Source organism: Spirosoma taeanense (assembly GCF_013127955.1).
GTDB classification, from domain to species: Bacteria; Bacteroidota; Bacteroidia; order Cytophagales; family Spirosomataceae; genus Spirosoma; species Spirosoma taeanense.
Genome location: NZ_CP053435.1, coordinates 1,309,104 through 1,325,555 on the forward strand (window position 1 = coordinate 1,309,104; position 16,452 = coordinate 1,325,555).

Genomic DNA, 16,452 nt, shown 5'->3' on the forward strand with positions numbered 1-16,452 from the left:
ATTGCTGGGACGAACAGGCTTCTCTGCGCCGGTTTGTAACAAAGCTATTGGATTGGCGAGCCCGCTGCTTATCTTGAACGATCATGCAGAACCCCGTTGAGCCGTTCGACTGGCAGCGTATTTTTATCGATCAGTTTCCGTGGACCTATCTCGCGGAAGTCGCGTTTCGAACCGTTTTCATGTTCATTGTGCTGCTGACAGCTCTGACCGTTTCGGGCAAACGCGAGGTTCGTCAGTTGTCTATTTATGAACTGGTTTTGCTGATTGGTCTTGGCTCGGCCGCGGGCGATCCCATGTTCTATGACGATGTGCCCCTCGCAGCCGCTGTGGTTGTTTTTGCCGTCATGATGGGGTGTTACAAACTGGCTACGTTCATAAGCGACCGGAACAAAGCGGTTCGCGAACGACTGGAGGGTAAACCCGTGTACGTCATTGATGGAGGCTGTATATTAACCAGCAACTTCGACCGGGAAGATTTAGGACTGGAAGAGCTTTTTTCTGATTTGCGTATAGCGGGCGTCGAACATCTGGGCCAGGTACGCACGGCCATTCTGGAGCCTAATGGTCAACTGAGTGTATTTCAGTTCAAACCCGACGACGTTCGGCCTGGTCTGCCCATCCTGCCCAATGCGCTGAAGCGCCACACCGAGCACATTCACGACATGGATCAGTACGCCTGCTGCAACTGCGGCAATGTACAGACCTTTAGCCCGCCCGCGAATCATCCGCCCTGTCCGAACTGCGAGAAGTCGGTTTGGGTAAAAGCAATGCACTGATTCTCAGCTTACGGCTTTTTTGGCAGCCGGGCTTTTAACTGCTTTTTTCACCTGATCTTTCAGGAATTTAAGCAGCAGCTTTTCGACGCCATCCAGGCCGTGCGGGCTGGTTTGCCGAAACCGGTTTTTATGGGTAATGTAAGCGTTCAGATCCTGACACTCATAGGCTTCCAGAATCTGCGGGTGAACGTAATGTTTGCGGCAAACCGTGCGGGTATTCCCCAGCCGCTGCGACACCTCATCAAGCACCGTATTGACGTTTTTCTTCAGTTCCTTCTCAGTACTGCACGGCTCCAGTTCAACCAGAAGCCGTAGTGCGTTAACCGTGCCGGCCCAGGTGCGGAAATCTTTCGCCGAAAAATCCTCGCCCATTGTTTCTTTCAGGTAATCATTAACCATGCCGGAGTCGATGCTGTGCCGCTCCCCGGCTTCGTCGAAATACTGAAACAATTCTTTTCCTGGAATATCGCGGCAGGCTTTAACGAGTCGGGCCAGCCGTTGGTCGTGCAGGGTGATATCGTGATAAATCCCTTTTTTGCCCCTGAAGCTGAATCGGAGTTCACTGCCCTGCGCTTTTACGTGCTGATCTTTTAGAGTAGTCAGACCGTAAGAACCATATTCCTTCTCGTAAGCGGCATTGCCTACCCGTATCAGCGTTTGTTCCATGACGCTCAGAGCCACGGCGATTACTTTCTCGCGGGGCAATCCCCTTGCCTTCAGGTCTTTATCCAGACGAGCACGCAACAGGGGCAGGGTTTCGCCGAAGGCTACCATCCGGAAAAATTTTGTCTCGCTACGAATAGCTTCCCAATTGGCATGGTACCGGTACTGTTTACGGTTTTTGGTGTCAATTCCGGTTGCCTGCAGGTGTCCGTTGGCCCTCGGGCTTATCCAGACGCGCTCCCAAGCCGGCGGAAGGGCCATGCTACGGATGCGCGTCAGGGTGTCATCATCCACCACTTCATTCCCTTTCGGGTCAATATATTTAAAACGGTCTCCCACGCGCTGACGGCTTATGCCGGGCATGGTATCGTTCATGTAAACAAGCCGGGCCACCTTGGCCGTCTTGACCGGATCGTGCGCCAGTTCTAATAAATCCACGTTCGTTGCATATAATCAGTGGGAGAGTAACCGATTGATGCAGCAATTAGTTAAACGGGTTAGTTTGTGACCCAGGACCGCACGTTAATGGCTCATGCGACGCTGGGCGGCCTTCCCAAAAAACCAGAGGGCTAGCGCGTTTGTATAATGATAAAAATCCGTAGGATGCATGAACCCATCCAGCAATGGTGCTTTGGTGGCCAGCCCCATCAACATGGCTGCCAGGACGACCCAAAGTCCTCGTTTGTTTCGTTGCAGCAGCGAAAAAACAGCCAGCAGCATCAGGACCAGAATCCCCAGCGACGGCACGATAGGCGTAAACACCCGCGCATTGGGCAGAAGCAGACTGATGAACAGAAACAGACCGAAGAGCACGGTCGATACGAAAGTAGTAAGCGAGAGAATTCGCTGATTGAGCAGCGCGTAAACGGCCGTCACGACGCAGACAACTCCAAGGCTGTCCGACAGCACGATCATGGAGCTATGCAGCGGTTCGAGTGCTTCATTGTTGGTATAATTGAAAACACCAATTAGAGCGGCCAGGGAAGTTGTCAGCAAAAAAAAGCCCCACAGTAGCCGATTGAACAGGGCTATGCGTCCGAAAAAGTGCCAGAATACACCGACGCCCGCCCCCGCCAGAATTGAACCAGAGAGAATGTGCGAAAAAATCATCACGTAATTTACGAAGTTTAGGCTATTTTTGCCCAGCTTTTTACGGTCATAAGGCGAATAGACGAGGAACAAAACTACCTTAGTAACAATAGTCTCTGCTCTTTTGTGCATTTGTCTTAGAGATAATTAACCGCATCGCCAACGATTTCTATAACCTGTCATGAGTGTTTTAGTAAACAAGGACTCCAAAGTTATCGTCCAGGGCTTTACCGGCTCGGAGGGCAGTTTTCACGCCCAGCAGATGATCGAATACGGCACCAACGTTGTCGGGGGGGTAACGCCCGGCAAAGGTGGTCAGACTCACCTCGACCGGCCGGTATTCAATACCGTTCAGCAGGCCGTCGATGAAGCGGGCGCCAACGTTTCGATTATCTTCGTTCCGCCGGCTTTTGCTGCGGACGCCATTATGGAAGCCGCCGATGCGGGCATCAAGGTCATTATCTGTATCACCGAAGGAATCCCGACGGAAGATATGGTGGCCGTCAAGAACTACCTGACCGATAAGGACGTTCGCCTGATCGGGCCCAACTGCCCCGGCGTGATGACTGCCGAGGAGTGTAAAGTAGGAATCATGCCAGGGTTTATCTTTAAAAAAGGCACCATTGGTATCGTATCGAAGTCAGGAACCCTGACGTACGAAGCCGTGGATCAGCTGACGAAAGCCGGCCTGGGCCAGTCGACCGCCATTGGGATCGGGGGTGACCCGATCATCGGAACAACGACCAAACAGGCTGTTGAACTGCTCATGAACGACCCCGAAACCGAAGCTATCGTTATGATTGGCGAAATCGGGGGCGGTATGGAAGCCGAGGCTGCCCACTGGATTAAAGCCGACGGCAACCGTAAACCCGTGGTTGGCTTCATTGCTGGTCAGACCGCGCCGAAAGGTCGTCGGATGGGCCATGCCGGCGCCATCGTAGGTGGAGCTGACGACACCGCAGCCGCAAAAATGGCGATCATGCGCGAGTGCGGGATTCACGTTGTTGAGTCACCTGCTCTTATCGGCGATACCATGCTGAAGGCATTGGGGAAATAACCAATCCGCTGGTCGTATAGAGTCCGCTGCAGGACTAATCAAAATAGCTTATCTTTGTAAAGCCGAAATGGTAACGTTTCGGCTTTTTTATGCCTACCGTTCTGAGTCGCTATTGGTTTGGGTTCCTGCTGCTGTGGCTGGGTTTATCTGCTTTTGCGCAGGATAGTCCCAGAACCAATGGTGTTGGACCCGCAGGCCGTTATTATCCCGTCCGAGATTTTCGCGAGGATTTCCTGGTGTATGATGACGCAGCCAGAGCGTATATACCCTATATAGCAGAGCAGCATGCCGACGAGACGGCTTTGAGTGCTTATATCGATCTGGAAAGCAATCGCCATTATCAGTTGCTTATTTCGACGCGCCAGAGCGGGTATTTATTTATTAACGCAGCGCTCAGACGGAAACTTCCGGCGGGGCAGTGGCTGGTTCTGAGCATTGACAGCCTGTACCGCGTGTATCGCCAGCCCGAAATTTTTCTGACGCTATACGGAGCACCTGGTCTGGAGGATAAACGGCTATTTATTGGATATCCGAAGTCTGCCACGCAGAAGCCGGTCGTCCTACGCGACGACAACCTGAGCGTTCGGCCCAGGAAATTTTCTGTGTACGACAATTTCCTCGGTTTAGGGTTGCTGTTTCTGCTGGCGACCCATGCCTTTCTGTTTACGTTTTACCACCGGGCGTTTCTGCGGTTTTATAGTCTGCGTGATCTGCTCTCTCTGCGGGCCGAGGAAGACTCATTCCTGATAAATCGACCACTCAGCAGCACGAATATTCTCTTTATCCTGAACTTAAGTTTCATTGTTGCGTACCTGATTCTGTTTGTACAGAGCCGCAATTTCGACGTATTTGCCTCCCGCAGACTCCTGGCCGACCAACGGCTCAGCCTGCTGATTGGCGAATTTTTTCTGCTGAGCGGTATTTCCTTCATAACCTTAGTCGGCAAATATGTCGCCCTGGAAATTCTGGGCGGGCTGTATAAACTACAGGGAATCATCAACGTTCACTTTTTTAAAGTGCTTCAGTCGTCCATGCTGTTTTTTACGTTACTGACGCTGGCGCTCATTATCATTGCCTACAACACAGCTGGCACAAGCTGGTCAGAAAGCGTGCTCCTGCTCCCATTGGTTGTCTTCTACACTGCCCGGCTGGCGCTCCTCTATGTCGTCATCCGCAGCATGGAACCTATCAAAAATCTGTATTTATTTTCGTACCTTTGTATTGTTGAATTGATTCCGCTCATCGTCGGCCTCCGTTTCGCGCTATGATGATGGGTTGTTAGTAAACAGAACGCAGCAAACTGCTGGCGGATCGCCGAATGGTCGTTGAAGCCAGCGGTAAATCTGTCTGCTGATCGTAAGCTGACATTGAAACGACCAGTGATTCAATGAACGAGACTAGTATGCAACCTATCCAGGACCGGCTGACGAAGGTTAACCGGCTGTTAGTTACTCAATCCCGCCCTGCCGACGAAAAATCTCCTTATTTTGATTTAGCCAGCAAGTATAACATCCAGATCGATTTCCGCCCCTTCATTCAGATTGAAGGCGTATCGTACAAGGATTTCAGGCGTCAGAAAATCAACGTTCTGGATCATACGGCTATTATTTTCACAAGCCGAAATGCCATCGACCATTTCTTCCGGATTTGTCAAGAGGGGCGGGTTGAGGTTCCGGCCGATATGAAATACTTCTGTATTTCAGAGCAAACGGCCAATTATCTCCAGAAGTACATTATCATCCGGAAACGTAAGATTTTTAACGGGACCAAAACGGCGACCGAGCTATTCGATCTGATTAAAAAGCATAAGAACGAGAAGTTCCTGTTTCCCTGTTCAAACATCCGACGCAATGATATTCCGGAGTTTATGGATACCAGCAGCCTGCACTTCACCGAGGCTGTGATGTATGAAACCGTGCCTACGGACCTGTCGGACCTGGATATCCAGAGCTACGACATCATTGCCTTCTTCAGTCCGTCGGGAGTAAACTCACTGCTGACCAATTTTCCGGATTTCAAGCAGAACGGGACCCGGATGGCCGCTTTTGGACCTACCACCGCCAAAGCTATCATGGATGCAGGTCTGACGCTAGATATTGAAGCTCCGCTGCCCAATGCCCCCTCCATGACCGGGGCACTGGATTTGTATATTAAAAAGGCTAACAATCAGTAAATAGCCGACGTTATAGAAAGGTTGGTTGCCAGAGAAAAGGCTCACAGGGCTTTTTTCGGTAACCAACCTTCTTTTTTGGTTCAATAATTGAACGAGTTCGGCGTTTATTTGTAAACTGCGACAGACGATCCTGACTCTTGTTTTACGGTCGTATTTTCCGGTCCATAAACCCCCTGTCGCTGTTGTTTTCCAGCTTTGTTTCTATGATTCGCACAGTCTACGGTTTTGCTTTTCTGGTGCTACTGGTAGCCGCCCGGTCGGCATCTGCGCAACAGGAACCTCAGTTCAGCATGTATATGTATAATCCGCTATACTATAATCCGGCCGCAGCCGGGTCGGAAGGAGTATCGCGGCTACAGCTAACCCAGCGAACGCAATACCTTGGTTACCAGGCTATCGGCAGCAGCGACGAGGCCGTACAGAACTCGCAGCTGGTGTCGTTCAACATGCCGCTGGCGCGAATCAAAAGTGGCATAGGTATCTATGCGTTCAACGATAAAATAGCCGCCAGCTATAACCAGTCTGTTCAGGTATCGTATGCCTATCGGCTGGCTCTTAAAAGTGGTACGCTGGCCTTAGGCGTTCAGGCAGGTCTGTTCAACAAAGGTATTGACTACGGACAGTTCCGGCCGAATGAGCCGGACCCGCTTGTGCCAACGGGTCGTATCAGTCAGGCTAAGCCCGATGTTGGCGTAGGCGCTTATTATAATACAGTTGATTACTGGGTTGGTCTGAGCGTAAACCACCTGAATCGGGCTTCCTATACCCTGGGGACCGACCGGTCAACCAGCCCTCTGTATCCAAATGCGTATCTGACGGCTGGATACCGGCTTGGTGTTGGTTACGACATTGAAGTACAGCCATCCATACTGGTGCAGTACAGCACCTTTGGCGGCATTCGGAACTCAAGTGCGACGCTGAATCTGATCGGTACGTATGACAACCGCATCTGGGCAGGGCTGGGATATCGCCTGCAGGATGCCCTGATGGCCACTGCCGGTATTAACCTGATGCGAAATAACGCTCTTCGGGTAGGCTACTCGCTGGATCTGGTTGTGGGGGGGACCCGGGCCAAAAGCCTTACTTCGCATGAGCTAATGGTTGCGTATGCGTTCCCGGCACCTGACCCGCGCAGGAAGCCAATCGTACGCACGCCCCGGTTTCGGTACTAATCAAATAAGAAACAGGATTGATTCTGGCAACGCTTCCTAACGATCAACATTTTGGCAACATTCTTGTTAGGCAGTTTGCGAATAGCACCGTAATTTTGGAAGAATGCGGTTTATGCATTGAAAAAGAAAGGTTGAAACGAATTGAATCAATGAAAAATAATTCCTCTCAAGAGATTTTACATTGAAACATTTTGTGACATACAATAACCAAACGGATTTTCGTTTTTAGTCTGGTCTCGCACAAGAAGAAGTTAAAAGTAATATAAGGATGAAGTATACCTGGTTTACAACCAACGCAATCCGAGGGGTAATGGTCGTGGCAGTCGTGCTGCTGATGCAAGGTTGCGGTTTCGTCAAGTCCAAATTTGGGGGCAAGGGCGGTAAAGGGGGCGAAGTAGGCGTTACGAACGGGGAAATTACCGCAACCGGACGTAAAGGCTGGAAGCAACCAACGCCCTATGGCATGGTGCTGGTGCCTTCGGGTTCGTTTATCATGGGGCAGGCCGACGAAGATGTGGCGGCCACTCAGATAAACATGAACCGGCAGGTAACGATCAGTTCATTCTATATGGATGATGCTGAAATCTCGAACCACGAGTATCGTCAGTACGTGAACGCGTTGATGGCCGACTCGGTCTCGGTGCTGGGTGAAGAAGATATTATGTCGAAGTATTATCCGGATACAACCGTCTGGAAAAATGACTTCACGTACCACAACGGCGACCCGATGCTAGAGCACTATTTCGCGCATCCGGCCTTTGATACCTACCCGGTTGTCGGCGTAAGCTGGATTGCGGCCCGGCATTTCTGCAAGTGGCGTACCAATGTGCTGGACGATTTCCGGAATAAAGAAGGTGGGTACCGCTCGTTTGGTTTCCGTCTGCCGTCCGAGGCAGAATGGGAGTGGGCCGCACGCGGGGGTAAGAGTGGAGCCAAGTATCCCTGGGGGAACCCCTACGTAGCCAATGGAAAAGGCTGCTATTTGGCTAACTTCAAACCACAACGGGGTAACTTCGACGCGGATGGCTATCCTTACACTGCTCCTGCTACAGCCTATAATCCGAATGATTATGGTCTGTATAACATGGCAGGTAACGTAGCCGAGTGGTGCCGCGATGCGTATGCTGATAACTCGAACGCCATTGTCTGGGACATGAACCCGGATAACCAGAACGCCGATGAGCCCCGGAAAGTGGTTCGGGGCGGTTCCTGGAAAGATATTGCATATTACCTCGAAACGGGCACCCGGTATTACGAGCTTGAAAACGAAAAGCGTTCGTATATCGGCTTCCGGTGCGTAATGGACAACCTGGAGGGCCGCACAGCTTCGGCTCGTGGTGGCCGGGTTGGCAGCAAGACTAAGAGCAGCAAAAAATCGTCTGCCAAATCGAAAGTATAATTTAGATAGCAGGCTTTGGACGCTGGACGTTAGACAACGTATTTCGGTCTAATGTCCAGCGTCCAGTCGCTAGAACCCAACTTTACCAACACAAAGTCAGTAACCCGTTCCAATTAACAATCGCTCATCATGGCAGCAGCAAAGTCCACGAATTTCTTTTGGGATCGTTTAGTACCAACCATTTATAGTGCCGGTGCCGCCGTCGTAATTTTCGGGGCCTGGGCCAAGATTACGCATAACGAACAATTTGGCTGGATGCTGACGCTCGGTCTGCTGACCGAGGTTGTTATCTTCGCTCTTTACGCAGTTCAAAGCTTTACAAACCCGGCAACCTCGGGTAATGATTACGCCTGGGAACGAGTGTATCCTGAACTGGCTGATGATTACAAAGGTGAGGCTCGTAAGCCGGCTCCGCAGGCAAATGGCCTGACGAGCAACATGGATCAGATGCTGGCGCAGGCGAAAGTCACGCCGGACGTATTTGAGCGCCTAGGCTCGGGTTTCCGTAACCTGAATGATACCGTATCGAAACTGACTGACCTGACCGACGCAACGGTTGCGACCAACGATTACGCCCGTAACGTAAAATCGGCATCAAGCTCGATCAGCGAGATGAACAAATCGTATGGTACGGCTATTTCGGCAATGAACTCGATGGCCGATGCAACCACCGATGCTAAAGACTACCGCGAGCAGTTCCAGAAAGTAACCAAAAATATGGGCGCGCTGAACGCCGTTTATGAACTGGAGTTGCAGGATACCAACAAGCACCTGAAGGCAATGAATGCATTCTATGGCAGCATGACTGCGGCTATGGAAAACATGGCCGATGCCAGCCGTGACGCTCAGCAGTTCAAAAATGAAATGGCTAAGCTGACGAGCAATCTGGCTTCGCTCAACAATGTATACGGCAGCATGCTGACCGCCATGCGTGGTAATTAAGACGTCATCTAGTTGCGGGCGTAAGGTTGTTGATTACGTTGGTAATTCCACGACGTAGGACCCCCGCAGCTTTAGGACTGCATAACTCTCAAAATTTTATTACTACCATATTTTATGGCAGGCACAAAAGAAACACCCCGTCAGAAGATGATCGGGATGATGTATCTGGTATTGACGGCCTTACTTGCTTTACAGGTTACGTCGGCAATTCTAGAGAAATTCGTTTTAATCAATAATAGTTTAGAGCAATCCACCGGAGCTGTTAGCAAGGTTAACCAGTCGACGTTTGATAACATCCGGGCTACGGTTGAGAAATCGGGAAACCGCGCGGCCGACCTGGCCATTGTTAAACAGGCCGACGACGTTCGGAAGTTAACGGCTGATATTATAAACGAAATCGACCAGGTTAAAGAGCAGGTTGTTGAAGCAGGTGGTGGTCGCGACGAAGCCGGTAACATCAAAAACCTGAGCGAAGAGGAAAAAGTAGCTCAGGTAATGATTGGGACGGCTCGCAACGGAGCGGCTTTCAAGCTGAAAGACCAGCTGAATGGATACGTCGAAAATCTGTCGAAGTATGCAGGTACGAAATACCCGCCGATGGCTCTCGATGGTAAAGATGATCCAATAGCCAGTCGCTCGGTTGATCAACGGAAAAAGGATTTTGCTGAATTGAACTTCGCTCAAACGCCTGTCCCTGCTGCTTTGGCGGTACTGAGCCAGAAACAGGCTGATGTGCGTCGGATCGAAGGAGAAGTACTTGACATACTGGCAAGTAAAGTAGGTGCGCAGGACGTAAAATTCGACAAGATTATTGCCATGCTGAGCATGGAGTCAAAAGTGGTCGTTGCCGGTACGAAGTTTAAAGGGCAGATGTTTCTGGCCGCATCCTCGTCGGGTATTCAGCCACGCATGAGCCTAAACGGTGGACCGGTACGGGTACAGGATGGCCAGGGTATCATTGAGTTTACGGCTCAGGGTGGTGCATACGATAAAAATGGCCTTGCCCGTCGGACGTTATCTGGATCCATTGCTTACCAGACGGCTGCCGGTATGAAAACGGTGCCTCTGCAGGCCGAGTATTTTGTCGCCAAGCCTTCGTATCAGATCGAAACGGGAACAATGCCGCCCTTGTATTTAGGTTGTGCGAACAAGCTCAGTATCCAGAGCCCGCAATTAGGCGCTTTATGGAACCCCAATTTTTCAGCTGATGGCGCTCAGGTGATTCAATCGGGTGAAAAAGGCAAAATTACCGTGGTACCAAGCTCCGCTAATGTGTCATTAAATATCAGTAACAGCGGAAGCCTGCTGGGAACTGAGCGTTTCCGTGTTAACCGGGTGCCTCGTCCAACGCTGGAATATTACGTAGGTGGCCAAAAAGTAACTGATCCCCGGGGTGTACCAGCCTCGGCCGCTCGTAGTGTTCGGGTAAATGCTGTAGCTGACGAAAGCTTCCGTAACTACTCGCCTGACGATGCCAATTTCCGGGTTACCGGTATTACGGTATCGCTGGCACGTGGAACCCGGCGGGTTGGGGTAGTTAACCTGGGTCCTGGTGGTGGTTCAATTGGCTCATTAGCTGCTGAAGCCCAGCCTGGTGATCGTGTTGTTATTCAGGTGGATGGTGTACAGCGCCGGAATTTCAAAGGCGACATTAGTGATGTGCCGATGGGTAACCCGTTAAATTCAGTTGGCCTGTATTAAACGCACGAAATAGAGACTTAAGTCGTTAATAAATTGCAGTAAGCAATAAACGGGTTTTCCAGATGAAACAAATGAGAACGATGGCAGTAGCCGCTACCCTGTTAGCGGTCGCCAGTAGCGGAGCGATAGCGCAGGAGAAAGCGAGCACTGGCACCAACGATCTGTCAGTTCGGGCCATCAACGAGAACGACATCATGATGAAGAAAACCCTTTGGCGTCGCGTTGACCTGAAGGAGAAGCAGAATCAGTCGATGTTCTCGAAGAATAATGAGATTTCGAAGTACCTGATTGAAGCCGTTAAAGCCGGTTTGATCGATGCCTATGCCAACGATTCGGTTAAGACGAAACTGACACCCCAAAAGTTTCAGGAGCGGCTACTGGTGCCGAACTCAGGCCCACAGCTATCGGCTGAAGAAATTGCTGCCGGTTTTGGCAATGAGGCTGCTGGTGCTGCTTCCACCGACGGATGGGGGAATCCAACCAAGCCCGACCCGAAAAAGCCGGCAGCTAAAAAAGCCGATGATGGCTGGGGAGCGCCTAAAGCTGCTGCAACGCAACCTGCTGATGATGGCTGGGGTGCACCTGCGAAAAAGAAAACCACAACGGCTAAAACTACCAAAGGTAAAAAAGGCGCAAAGGCACAACCGGTTATTGAACAGCCGGCGGTAGATACAACTGCGCAGGTAGCTGCTGTTCCGGCGGGCGATGAGTACTTTGCTAAGGAATTCAATATTCTGGAGATCAAAGAAGACTGGATCTTCGACCGGAAGCGTTCGCGGCTGTACTATGACATTCAGACGGTAACCGTTTATCTGCCATCTGATAAGAATGCGGCTGGCCTGGAGGTTCCGCTCGCTACGTTCAAGTACAAAGATCTGGATAAGCTGTTCCGGAGCGACCCGAAAAAATTTATCTGGTATAACCCGCAAAACCAAGCTCAGCATAAGAATCTGGCCGATGCTTTCGATTTGCGCCTGTTCTACGGCCGGATTACGAAAGTAGCCAATCCCAGCGATACAGACTTAGTTGGTATGTATGGCGATCGGGAGGGCCTGATGAAGTCGTATCAAACTGAGTATGAGCTTATGGAAACTGAGCATAGCCTCTGGGAATACTAAAAGTTGAGCAATAAAAAAGCCGGTTCCTGATCAGGAACCGGCTTTTTTATTGCTCAATAGTTTCGAAGTATTGTTTCAGTTTGTTTGCCCGATCTTTTCCAACCACTTCGGCTATTTCTTCTAAAGAAGCCTCCCTGATCTTGGTAACGCCTTTGAAGTGTTTTAACAGCTTAGCGGCTGTTTTTTTTCCGATGCCATCTACGTTCTCCAGTTCGCTGATTAGGCTATTACGGCTGCGCTTATCCCGGTGATATGTAATGGCAAACCGGTGAGCCTCATCCCGGATGCGCTGAATCAGTTTCAGCGATTCAGACTTTTTATCTATGTATAACGGAAGGTTGTCTTCAGGAAAATAGATTTCTTCCAGCCGTTTGGCAATACCAATAATAGGCACTTTGCCATACAAATCGAGCGCCTTCAGGGCGTCGCAGGCTGCACTGAGCTGGCCTTTACCCCCGTCAATGACAATCAGGTCGGGTAGACCAGTTTCTTCTTCCAGTACACGGGTGTAGCGCCGGGTTACAACCTCATACATGCTGGCGAAATCGTTGGGCCCAATAACCGTCTTGATGGAAAAGTGCCGGTACTCTTTATTCGCGGGCTTACCGCCAATGAAGCAGACCATGGCCGAAACCGGGTTTGTTCCCTGAATATTCGAGTTGTCGAAGCATTCGATGCGGTTGGGAATGGTTTTTAACTGTAAATCCTGCTTCAGCCGGATTAACACCCGATCTTTTTTGCTGGCGTTGGCGGTTGCTTCGGCCGCTGCGCGGTCCTGTCGTTCCCGTCGGAAATAAAGGACATTTTTGAGCGACATATCAAGCAGTTTTTTCTTGTCGCCAATCTGGGGGATGGTTACTTCGGCCTGTAAGTCGACGTCGAGCAGAATATTGGTGATGATTTCTTTAGCCTGACTACCGTATTGCGCCCGAAATTCCACGATCATCATGGTGAGCAGTTCCGGATCAGTTTCATCCAGTTTCTTTTTTACCTCGACCGTATGCGCCTGAACAATTGTTCCGTTAACGACCTTCATGAAATTAATGTAAGCCGCAGTTTCGTCGGAGGCAATGGAAAAGACATCGGCATCCGCAATCTTCGGATTAACTACCGTCGACTTGCTCTGGAACCGCTGCAGCACATCCATTTTCTCTTTGTATTTCTGCGCTTGCTCGAAGGCCAGTTCACCGGCCGCTTCAACCATCCGGTTTTTGAAATACTCCTGTGCTGGTTTTAGATTGCCCTTCAGGATATGGTGCACCTGCTCAATATCCTTATCGTAATCGGGCTCGCTCTGCCGCCCCTCGCAAGGCCCTTTGCAATTGCCAATATGGTACTCTAAACACACTTTGTACTTGCCTGCCTCAATATTTTCGGGCGCGAGGTTATAGTTACAGGTACGAATCGTGAAAAGCTGGCTGAACATGTCCAGCACGGTGTACATCGGCTTCAGATTGGCAAACGGACCGTAAAATGTTCCGAGCTTCCGGTCAATACGACGGGTAGTAATTACGCGCGGAAAATGCTCATTCGTTACACAGACAAACGGATACGTTTTATCGTCGCGCAGCAAAATATTGAACTTGGGCTGATAACGCTTGATAAGCTGGTTTTCAAGCAGCAGAGCGTCGAACTCCGTATGAACGATCGTGAACTCAATCTTACGGATCTGGCTCACCAGACGTAATGTTTTACGGTCATGCTGCTTTGAGTTAGTAAAATAGCTGCTAACCCGGTTTTTAAGGTCTTTGGCTTTCCCGACGTAAATCACTTCGCCCGTTGCGTCGAAGTACCGATAAACGCCCGGTTCATGGGGTACTTTAGCTAACTCCTTTTTATAATCAAATTCGGGCATAGTCGTAAGAAAAAATTGGAACATCACCTGTCCGGTAATGTTCCAATCTGATTAACAATTGACGTCTGTTAAAGGTTGTCGGCTATACTCATTGCAGAATTTCTTCTTCATCCTCCGGCACAACCTTAGGTGGAATATACCGCTGGGTAGAGTCAATGTGATAGCCGCCACAGTCAATTTTAAAGTTATTTGGTTTGCGGAAGGGCTCAGGACGATAGCTGGTCAGCGACTTGTCGGCATACACTTTCTGCATATACATTGCCCAGGCAGGCATGGCCATCCGGCCACCCTGACCGAGTTCGATAGTTCGGAAGTGAATTGGCCGATCGTCACCACCTACCCACAAACCCGAAACCAGGTGCTGGGTCATGCCCATAAACCAGGCATCGGAATAATTGGACGTTGTGCCGGTCTTGGCCGCGATTTCATTCCCGCCTTCCAGGAGTTTGTACTGCGTTCGTAGCCGCTGGGCCGTACCGTTTGGCTCTTCGACGGCCCCGCGCATCAGGTGCAGCATCTCGTAAGCGCGGTTAGCGCTGATAACCTGATTGGCATCGGGCGTAAAGGTTTTCAGGACGTTGCCGTTTTTGTCCGTAATGCGCAGGATCATCATGGGCCGAACGCGAATACCTCCGTTTGCAAAGGCGCAGTAAGCCGCGACCATCTCATAGACCGATACGTCGCCGGTGCCCAGGCAGAGCGTTGGGTTATTCGGCAGGTCTTTGCTCTGGATTCCCATCTCGTGGGCATACTTAATAACGGCAGCCGCACGCGTTTTCTTAATCAGTTGGGCACTCACCGTATTAATCGATTGGCCAAGGGCCTCCCGCAGCGAAAGGCTCCGGCCACTGTAACGCCCTGTCGAGTTTTTGGGCATCCAGGCAGGACCGCCATTGTTATCTTCGCCGTGCGCAAAGACCGTGGGCCGGTCAACTAGATGACTGCAGGGCGTAACGAAGCCCTGATCCATGGCAGTCAGGTACACAAACGGTTTAAATGTGGAACCCGGCTGACGGCGGCTCTGGCGAACGTGATCAAATTTCATGTGCTTGAAATTGATGCCACCAACCCAGGCTTTAACGTGGCCATAGCGGGGGTCCATTGACATGAAACCTGTATTGAGCAGCCGCTTGTAATACCGGATTGAATCCAGCGGACTCATGGTCGTATCTTTCTCATTGCGCCGACCCCCATAAACAAACACTTTCATCTTGGTCGGTTTCTGCATTTCGCGCCAGATCGCTTTTTCGTCATCACCATACCCAGCTTTTAACTGCTTGTAACGAGAGGTCCGGCGGGCAACGGTCTCGATGAACCCCGGTATTTCCTCGTACTTTTTGCTCCTGGGGTTTTTTTGGACCCAGGGGTTCCGACCGCGCCAGTGCTCGTAAAACTTCTTTTGCTGGTCGCGCATATTAGCCATCACAGCTTCCTCGGCATAGGTCTGCATGCGCGAATCAATGGTTGTATAGATGCGCAGTCCGCTGGTGTAGAGGTCCAGATCGGCACCGGGATTATCGGCGTTATACTGGCGGATAAACGCCTTTATATCGTCTTTGATGACCGACCGGAAATAGGCCGCCATCCCGGTATTCTGATTTTCGATGCTGAAGTCAAGTTTTAGCGGCTTGTTTTTATACGTAAGAAACTGTTCATCGGTGAGGAACCTGTATTTCTTCATCTGCCCCAACACCACATTTCGCCGTTCGCGGGTTCGTTCCTCGAAGAGTCGGGGGTTATACAGCGTTGGATTTTTCAGCATCCCAACGAGGAGGGCCGCTTCTTCAACGTTCAGATTCCACGGCTCTTTGTCAAAGTAGGTCTTGGCCGCTGTTTTTATGCCGTACGTGTTGTTACCAAACGACACCGTGTTGAGATACATCATCATGATCTCCTGTTTGGTATAGTTGCGTTCCAGCCGCACAGCCAGAATCCATTCTTTCGTCTTGGCAATAACAAGTCCGACAACGGGAATACGACCCAGGGTGCCCCGCAGCTCTTCGCGCCGAGTATCGAACAGGTTCTTGGCCGTCTGCTGCGTCAGCGTACTGCCTCCCCCTGAACTTGAGGCATCCCGCAAGGTGATAAAACCGCCAACGGCCCGAAAAAGCGAACGCGGGTCAATGCCCGAGTGCTTCACAAAGCGGGCGTCTTCAGTCGCCATGAGGGCCGAGACTATATTGGGAGATACCTGCGTAATTTCAATGGGTGTCCTGTTTTCGATATAATATTTACCCAGCAGATGGTTATCGGCGGTATACACTTCCGAAGCTACCTCGCTCTGCGGGTTCTCCAGCGCTTTCAGGCTGGGCATACCACCGAAAAGCCATAAAAAATTATAACTGACAGCCAGTACATACAGAACCAGCAGGGTCAGGCTGATCAACGAATACTGCCAAAGTTTTCGAATAGTGTTCCGGTATCGGCCGGGTGCAAATTCAGGCATTCTGTTCTGTGAATTTTGGGATTCAGTCTAATTTACGAGTACGTAAGAACTACGAAAACGT

The 16,452-nt window shown here is 50.6% G+C and carries 13 protein-coding genes; 9 read left to right on the top strand and 4 right to left on the bottom strand.

All coding sequences use genetic code 11. The features are described 5' to 3' along the window. Nucleotides 1-83: 83 nt before the first annotated feature. Complete coding sequence (locus tag HNV11_RS05610) at nt 84-776, top strand: DUF421 domain-containing protein (RefSeq protein WP_171738735.1); 693 nt, start codon at nt 84-86, stop codon at nt 774-776. 3 nt (nt 777-779) lie between these two features. Here HNV11_RS05610 and HNV11_RS05615 read toward each other — a convergent pair whose 3' ends face one another. After that, nucleotides 780-1,877, bottom strand: a complete 1,098-nt coding sequence (locus HNV11_RS05615; RefSeq protein WP_171738736.1) for a DNA topoisomerase IB — start codon at nt 1,875-1,877, stop codon at nt 780-782. A gap of 84 nt (nt 1,878-1,961) precedes the next feature. After that, nucleotides 1,962-2,660: a hypothetical protein gene (locus tag HNV11_RS05620; protein WP_240163789.1), complete on the bottom strand. Its 699-nt coding sequence runs from the start codon at nt 2,658-2,660 to the stop codon at nt 1,962-1,964. 49 nt (nt 2,661-2,709) lie between these two features. Between HNV11_RS05620 and sucD the strand changes: the two genes are divergently transcribed. The 8 genes from sucD to HNV11_RS05660 all read left to right on the top strand — a co-directional run bounded on the left by sucD (nt 2,710) and on the right by HNV11_RS05660 (nt 12,090). Then, entirely contained in the window at nt 2,710-3,585 is an 876-nt protein-coding gene (gene sucD / locus HNV11_RS05625) for a succinate--CoA ligase subunit alpha (protein WP_171738737.1), read from the top strand. An 89-nt stretch (nt 3,586-3,674) separates the two neighbouring features. Next, nucleotides 3,675-4,853 carry a DUF4271 domain-containing protein gene (locus HNV11_RS05630; protein ID WP_171738738.1) on the top strand — a complete coding sequence of 393 codons (1,179 nt, stop codon included), beginning with the start codon at nt 3,675-3,677 and terminating at the stop codon, nt 4,851-4,853. Between the two features lie 119 nt (nt 4,854-4,972). After that, nucleotides 4,973-5,758, top strand: a complete 786-nt coding sequence (locus HNV11_RS05635; RefSeq protein WP_171738739.1) for a uroporphyrinogen-III synthase — start codon at nt 4,973-4,975, stop codon at nt 5,756-5,758. A 203-nt stretch (nt 5,759-5,961) separates the two neighbouring features. Next, on the top strand, nt 5,962-6,930 hold the full coding sequence (locus tag HNV11_RS05640) for a PorP/SprF family type IX secretion system membrane protein (RefSeq protein WP_171738740.1): 969 nt from the start codon (nt 5,962-5,964) through the stop codon (nt 6,928-6,930). A 268-nt stretch (nt 6,931-7,198) separates the two neighbouring features. Continuing rightward, complete coding sequence (gene porK, locus HNV11_RS05645) at nt 7,199-8,329, top strand: T9SS ring complex lipoprotein PorK/GldK (protein WP_240163791.1); 1,131 nt, start codon at nt 7,199-7,201, stop codon at nt 8,327-8,329. Nucleotides 8,330-8,458: 129 nt separating this feature from the next. Next, on the top strand, nt 8,459-9,271 hold the full coding sequence (gene porL / locus HNV11_RS05650) for a type IX secretion system motor protein PorL/GldL (RefSeq protein WP_171738741.1): 813 nt from the start codon (nt 8,459-8,461) through the stop codon (nt 9,269-9,271). A 114-nt stretch (nt 9,272-9,385) separates the two neighbouring features. Further along, nucleotides 9,386-10,972 (top strand): type IX secretion system motor protein PorM/GldM, encoded by a 1,587-nt coding sequence (porM, locus tag HNV11_RS05655; protein WP_171738742.1) that lies wholly within the window; start codon nt 9,386-9,388, stop codon nt 10,970-10,972. 62 nt (nt 10,973-11,034) lie between these two features. Then, nucleotides 11,035-12,090, top strand: coding sequence for a gliding motility protein GldN (locus HNV11_RS05660; RefSeq protein WP_171738743.1), 1,056 nt, complete (start codon nt 11,035-11,037; stop codon nt 12,088-12,090). 46 nt (nt 12,091-12,136) lie between these two features. On the opposite strand, the gene uvrC is transcribed toward HNV11_RS05660, so the two are convergent. Then, nucleotides 12,137-13,945 (bottom strand): excinuclease ABC subunit UvrC, encoded by a 1,809-nt coding sequence (gene uvrC / locus HNV11_RS05665; RefSeq protein ID WP_171738744.1) that lies wholly within the window; start codon nt 13,943-13,945, stop codon nt 12,137-12,139. 88 nt (nt 13,946-14,033) lie between these two features. Further along, nucleotides 14,034-16,391 carry a penicillin-binding protein 1A gene (locus tag HNV11_RS05670; RefSeq protein ID WP_171738745.1) on the bottom strand — a complete coding sequence of 786 codons (2,358 nt, stop codon included), beginning with the start codon at nt 16,389-16,391 and terminating at the stop codon, nt 14,034-14,036. Between the last annotated feature and the right edge of the window lie 61 nt (nt 16,392-16,452).

Bases quoted from the DNA above. Each gene is read 5' to 3' on its own strand.
- HNV11_RS05610 (WP_171738735.1), top strand. From the start codon at position 84: ATGCAGAACCCCGTTGAGCCGTTCGACTGGCAGCGTATTTTTATCGAT.
- HNV11_RS05620 (WP_240163789.1), bottom strand. From the start codon at position 2,660: ATGCACAAAAGAGCAGAGACTATTGTTACTAAGGTAGTTTTGTTCCTC.
- sucD (WP_171738737.1), top strand. From the start codon at position 2,710: ATGAGTGTTTTAGTAAACAAGGACTCCAAAGTTATCGTCCAGGGCTTT.
- HNV11_RS05630 (WP_171738738.1), top strand. From the start codon at position 3,675: ATGCCTACCGTTCTGAGTCGCTATTGGTTTGGGTTCCTGCTGCTGTGG.
- HNV11_RS05635 (WP_171738739.1), top strand. From the start codon at position 4,973: ATGAACGAGACTAGTATGCAACCTATCCAGGACCGGCTGACGAAGGTT.
- HNV11_RS05640 (WP_171738740.1), top strand. From the start codon at position 5,962: ATGATTCGCACAGTCTACGGTTTTGCTTTTCTGGTGCTACTGGTAGCC.
- porK (WP_240163791.1), top strand. From the start codon at position 7,199: ATGAAGTATACCTGGTTTACAACCAACGCAATCCGAGGGGTAATGGTC.
- porL (WP_171738741.1), top strand. From the start codon at position 8,459: ATGGCAGCAGCAAAGTCCACGAATTTCTTTTGGGATCGTTTAGTACCA.
- porM (WP_171738742.1), top strand. From the start codon at position 9,386: ATGGCAGGCACAAAAGAAACACCCCGTCAGAAGATGATCGGGATGATG.
- HNV11_RS05660 (WP_171738743.1), top strand. From the start codon at position 11,035: ATGAAACAAATGAGAACGATGGCAGTAGCCGCTACCCTGTTAGCGGTC.
- uvrC (WP_171738744.1), bottom strand. From the start codon at position 13,945: ATGCCCGAATTTGATTATAAAAAGGAGTTAGCTAAAGTACCCCATGAA.
- HNV11_RS05670 (WP_171738745.1), bottom strand. From the start codon at position 16,391: ATGCCTGAATTTGCACCCGGCCGATACCGGAACACTATTCGAAAACTT.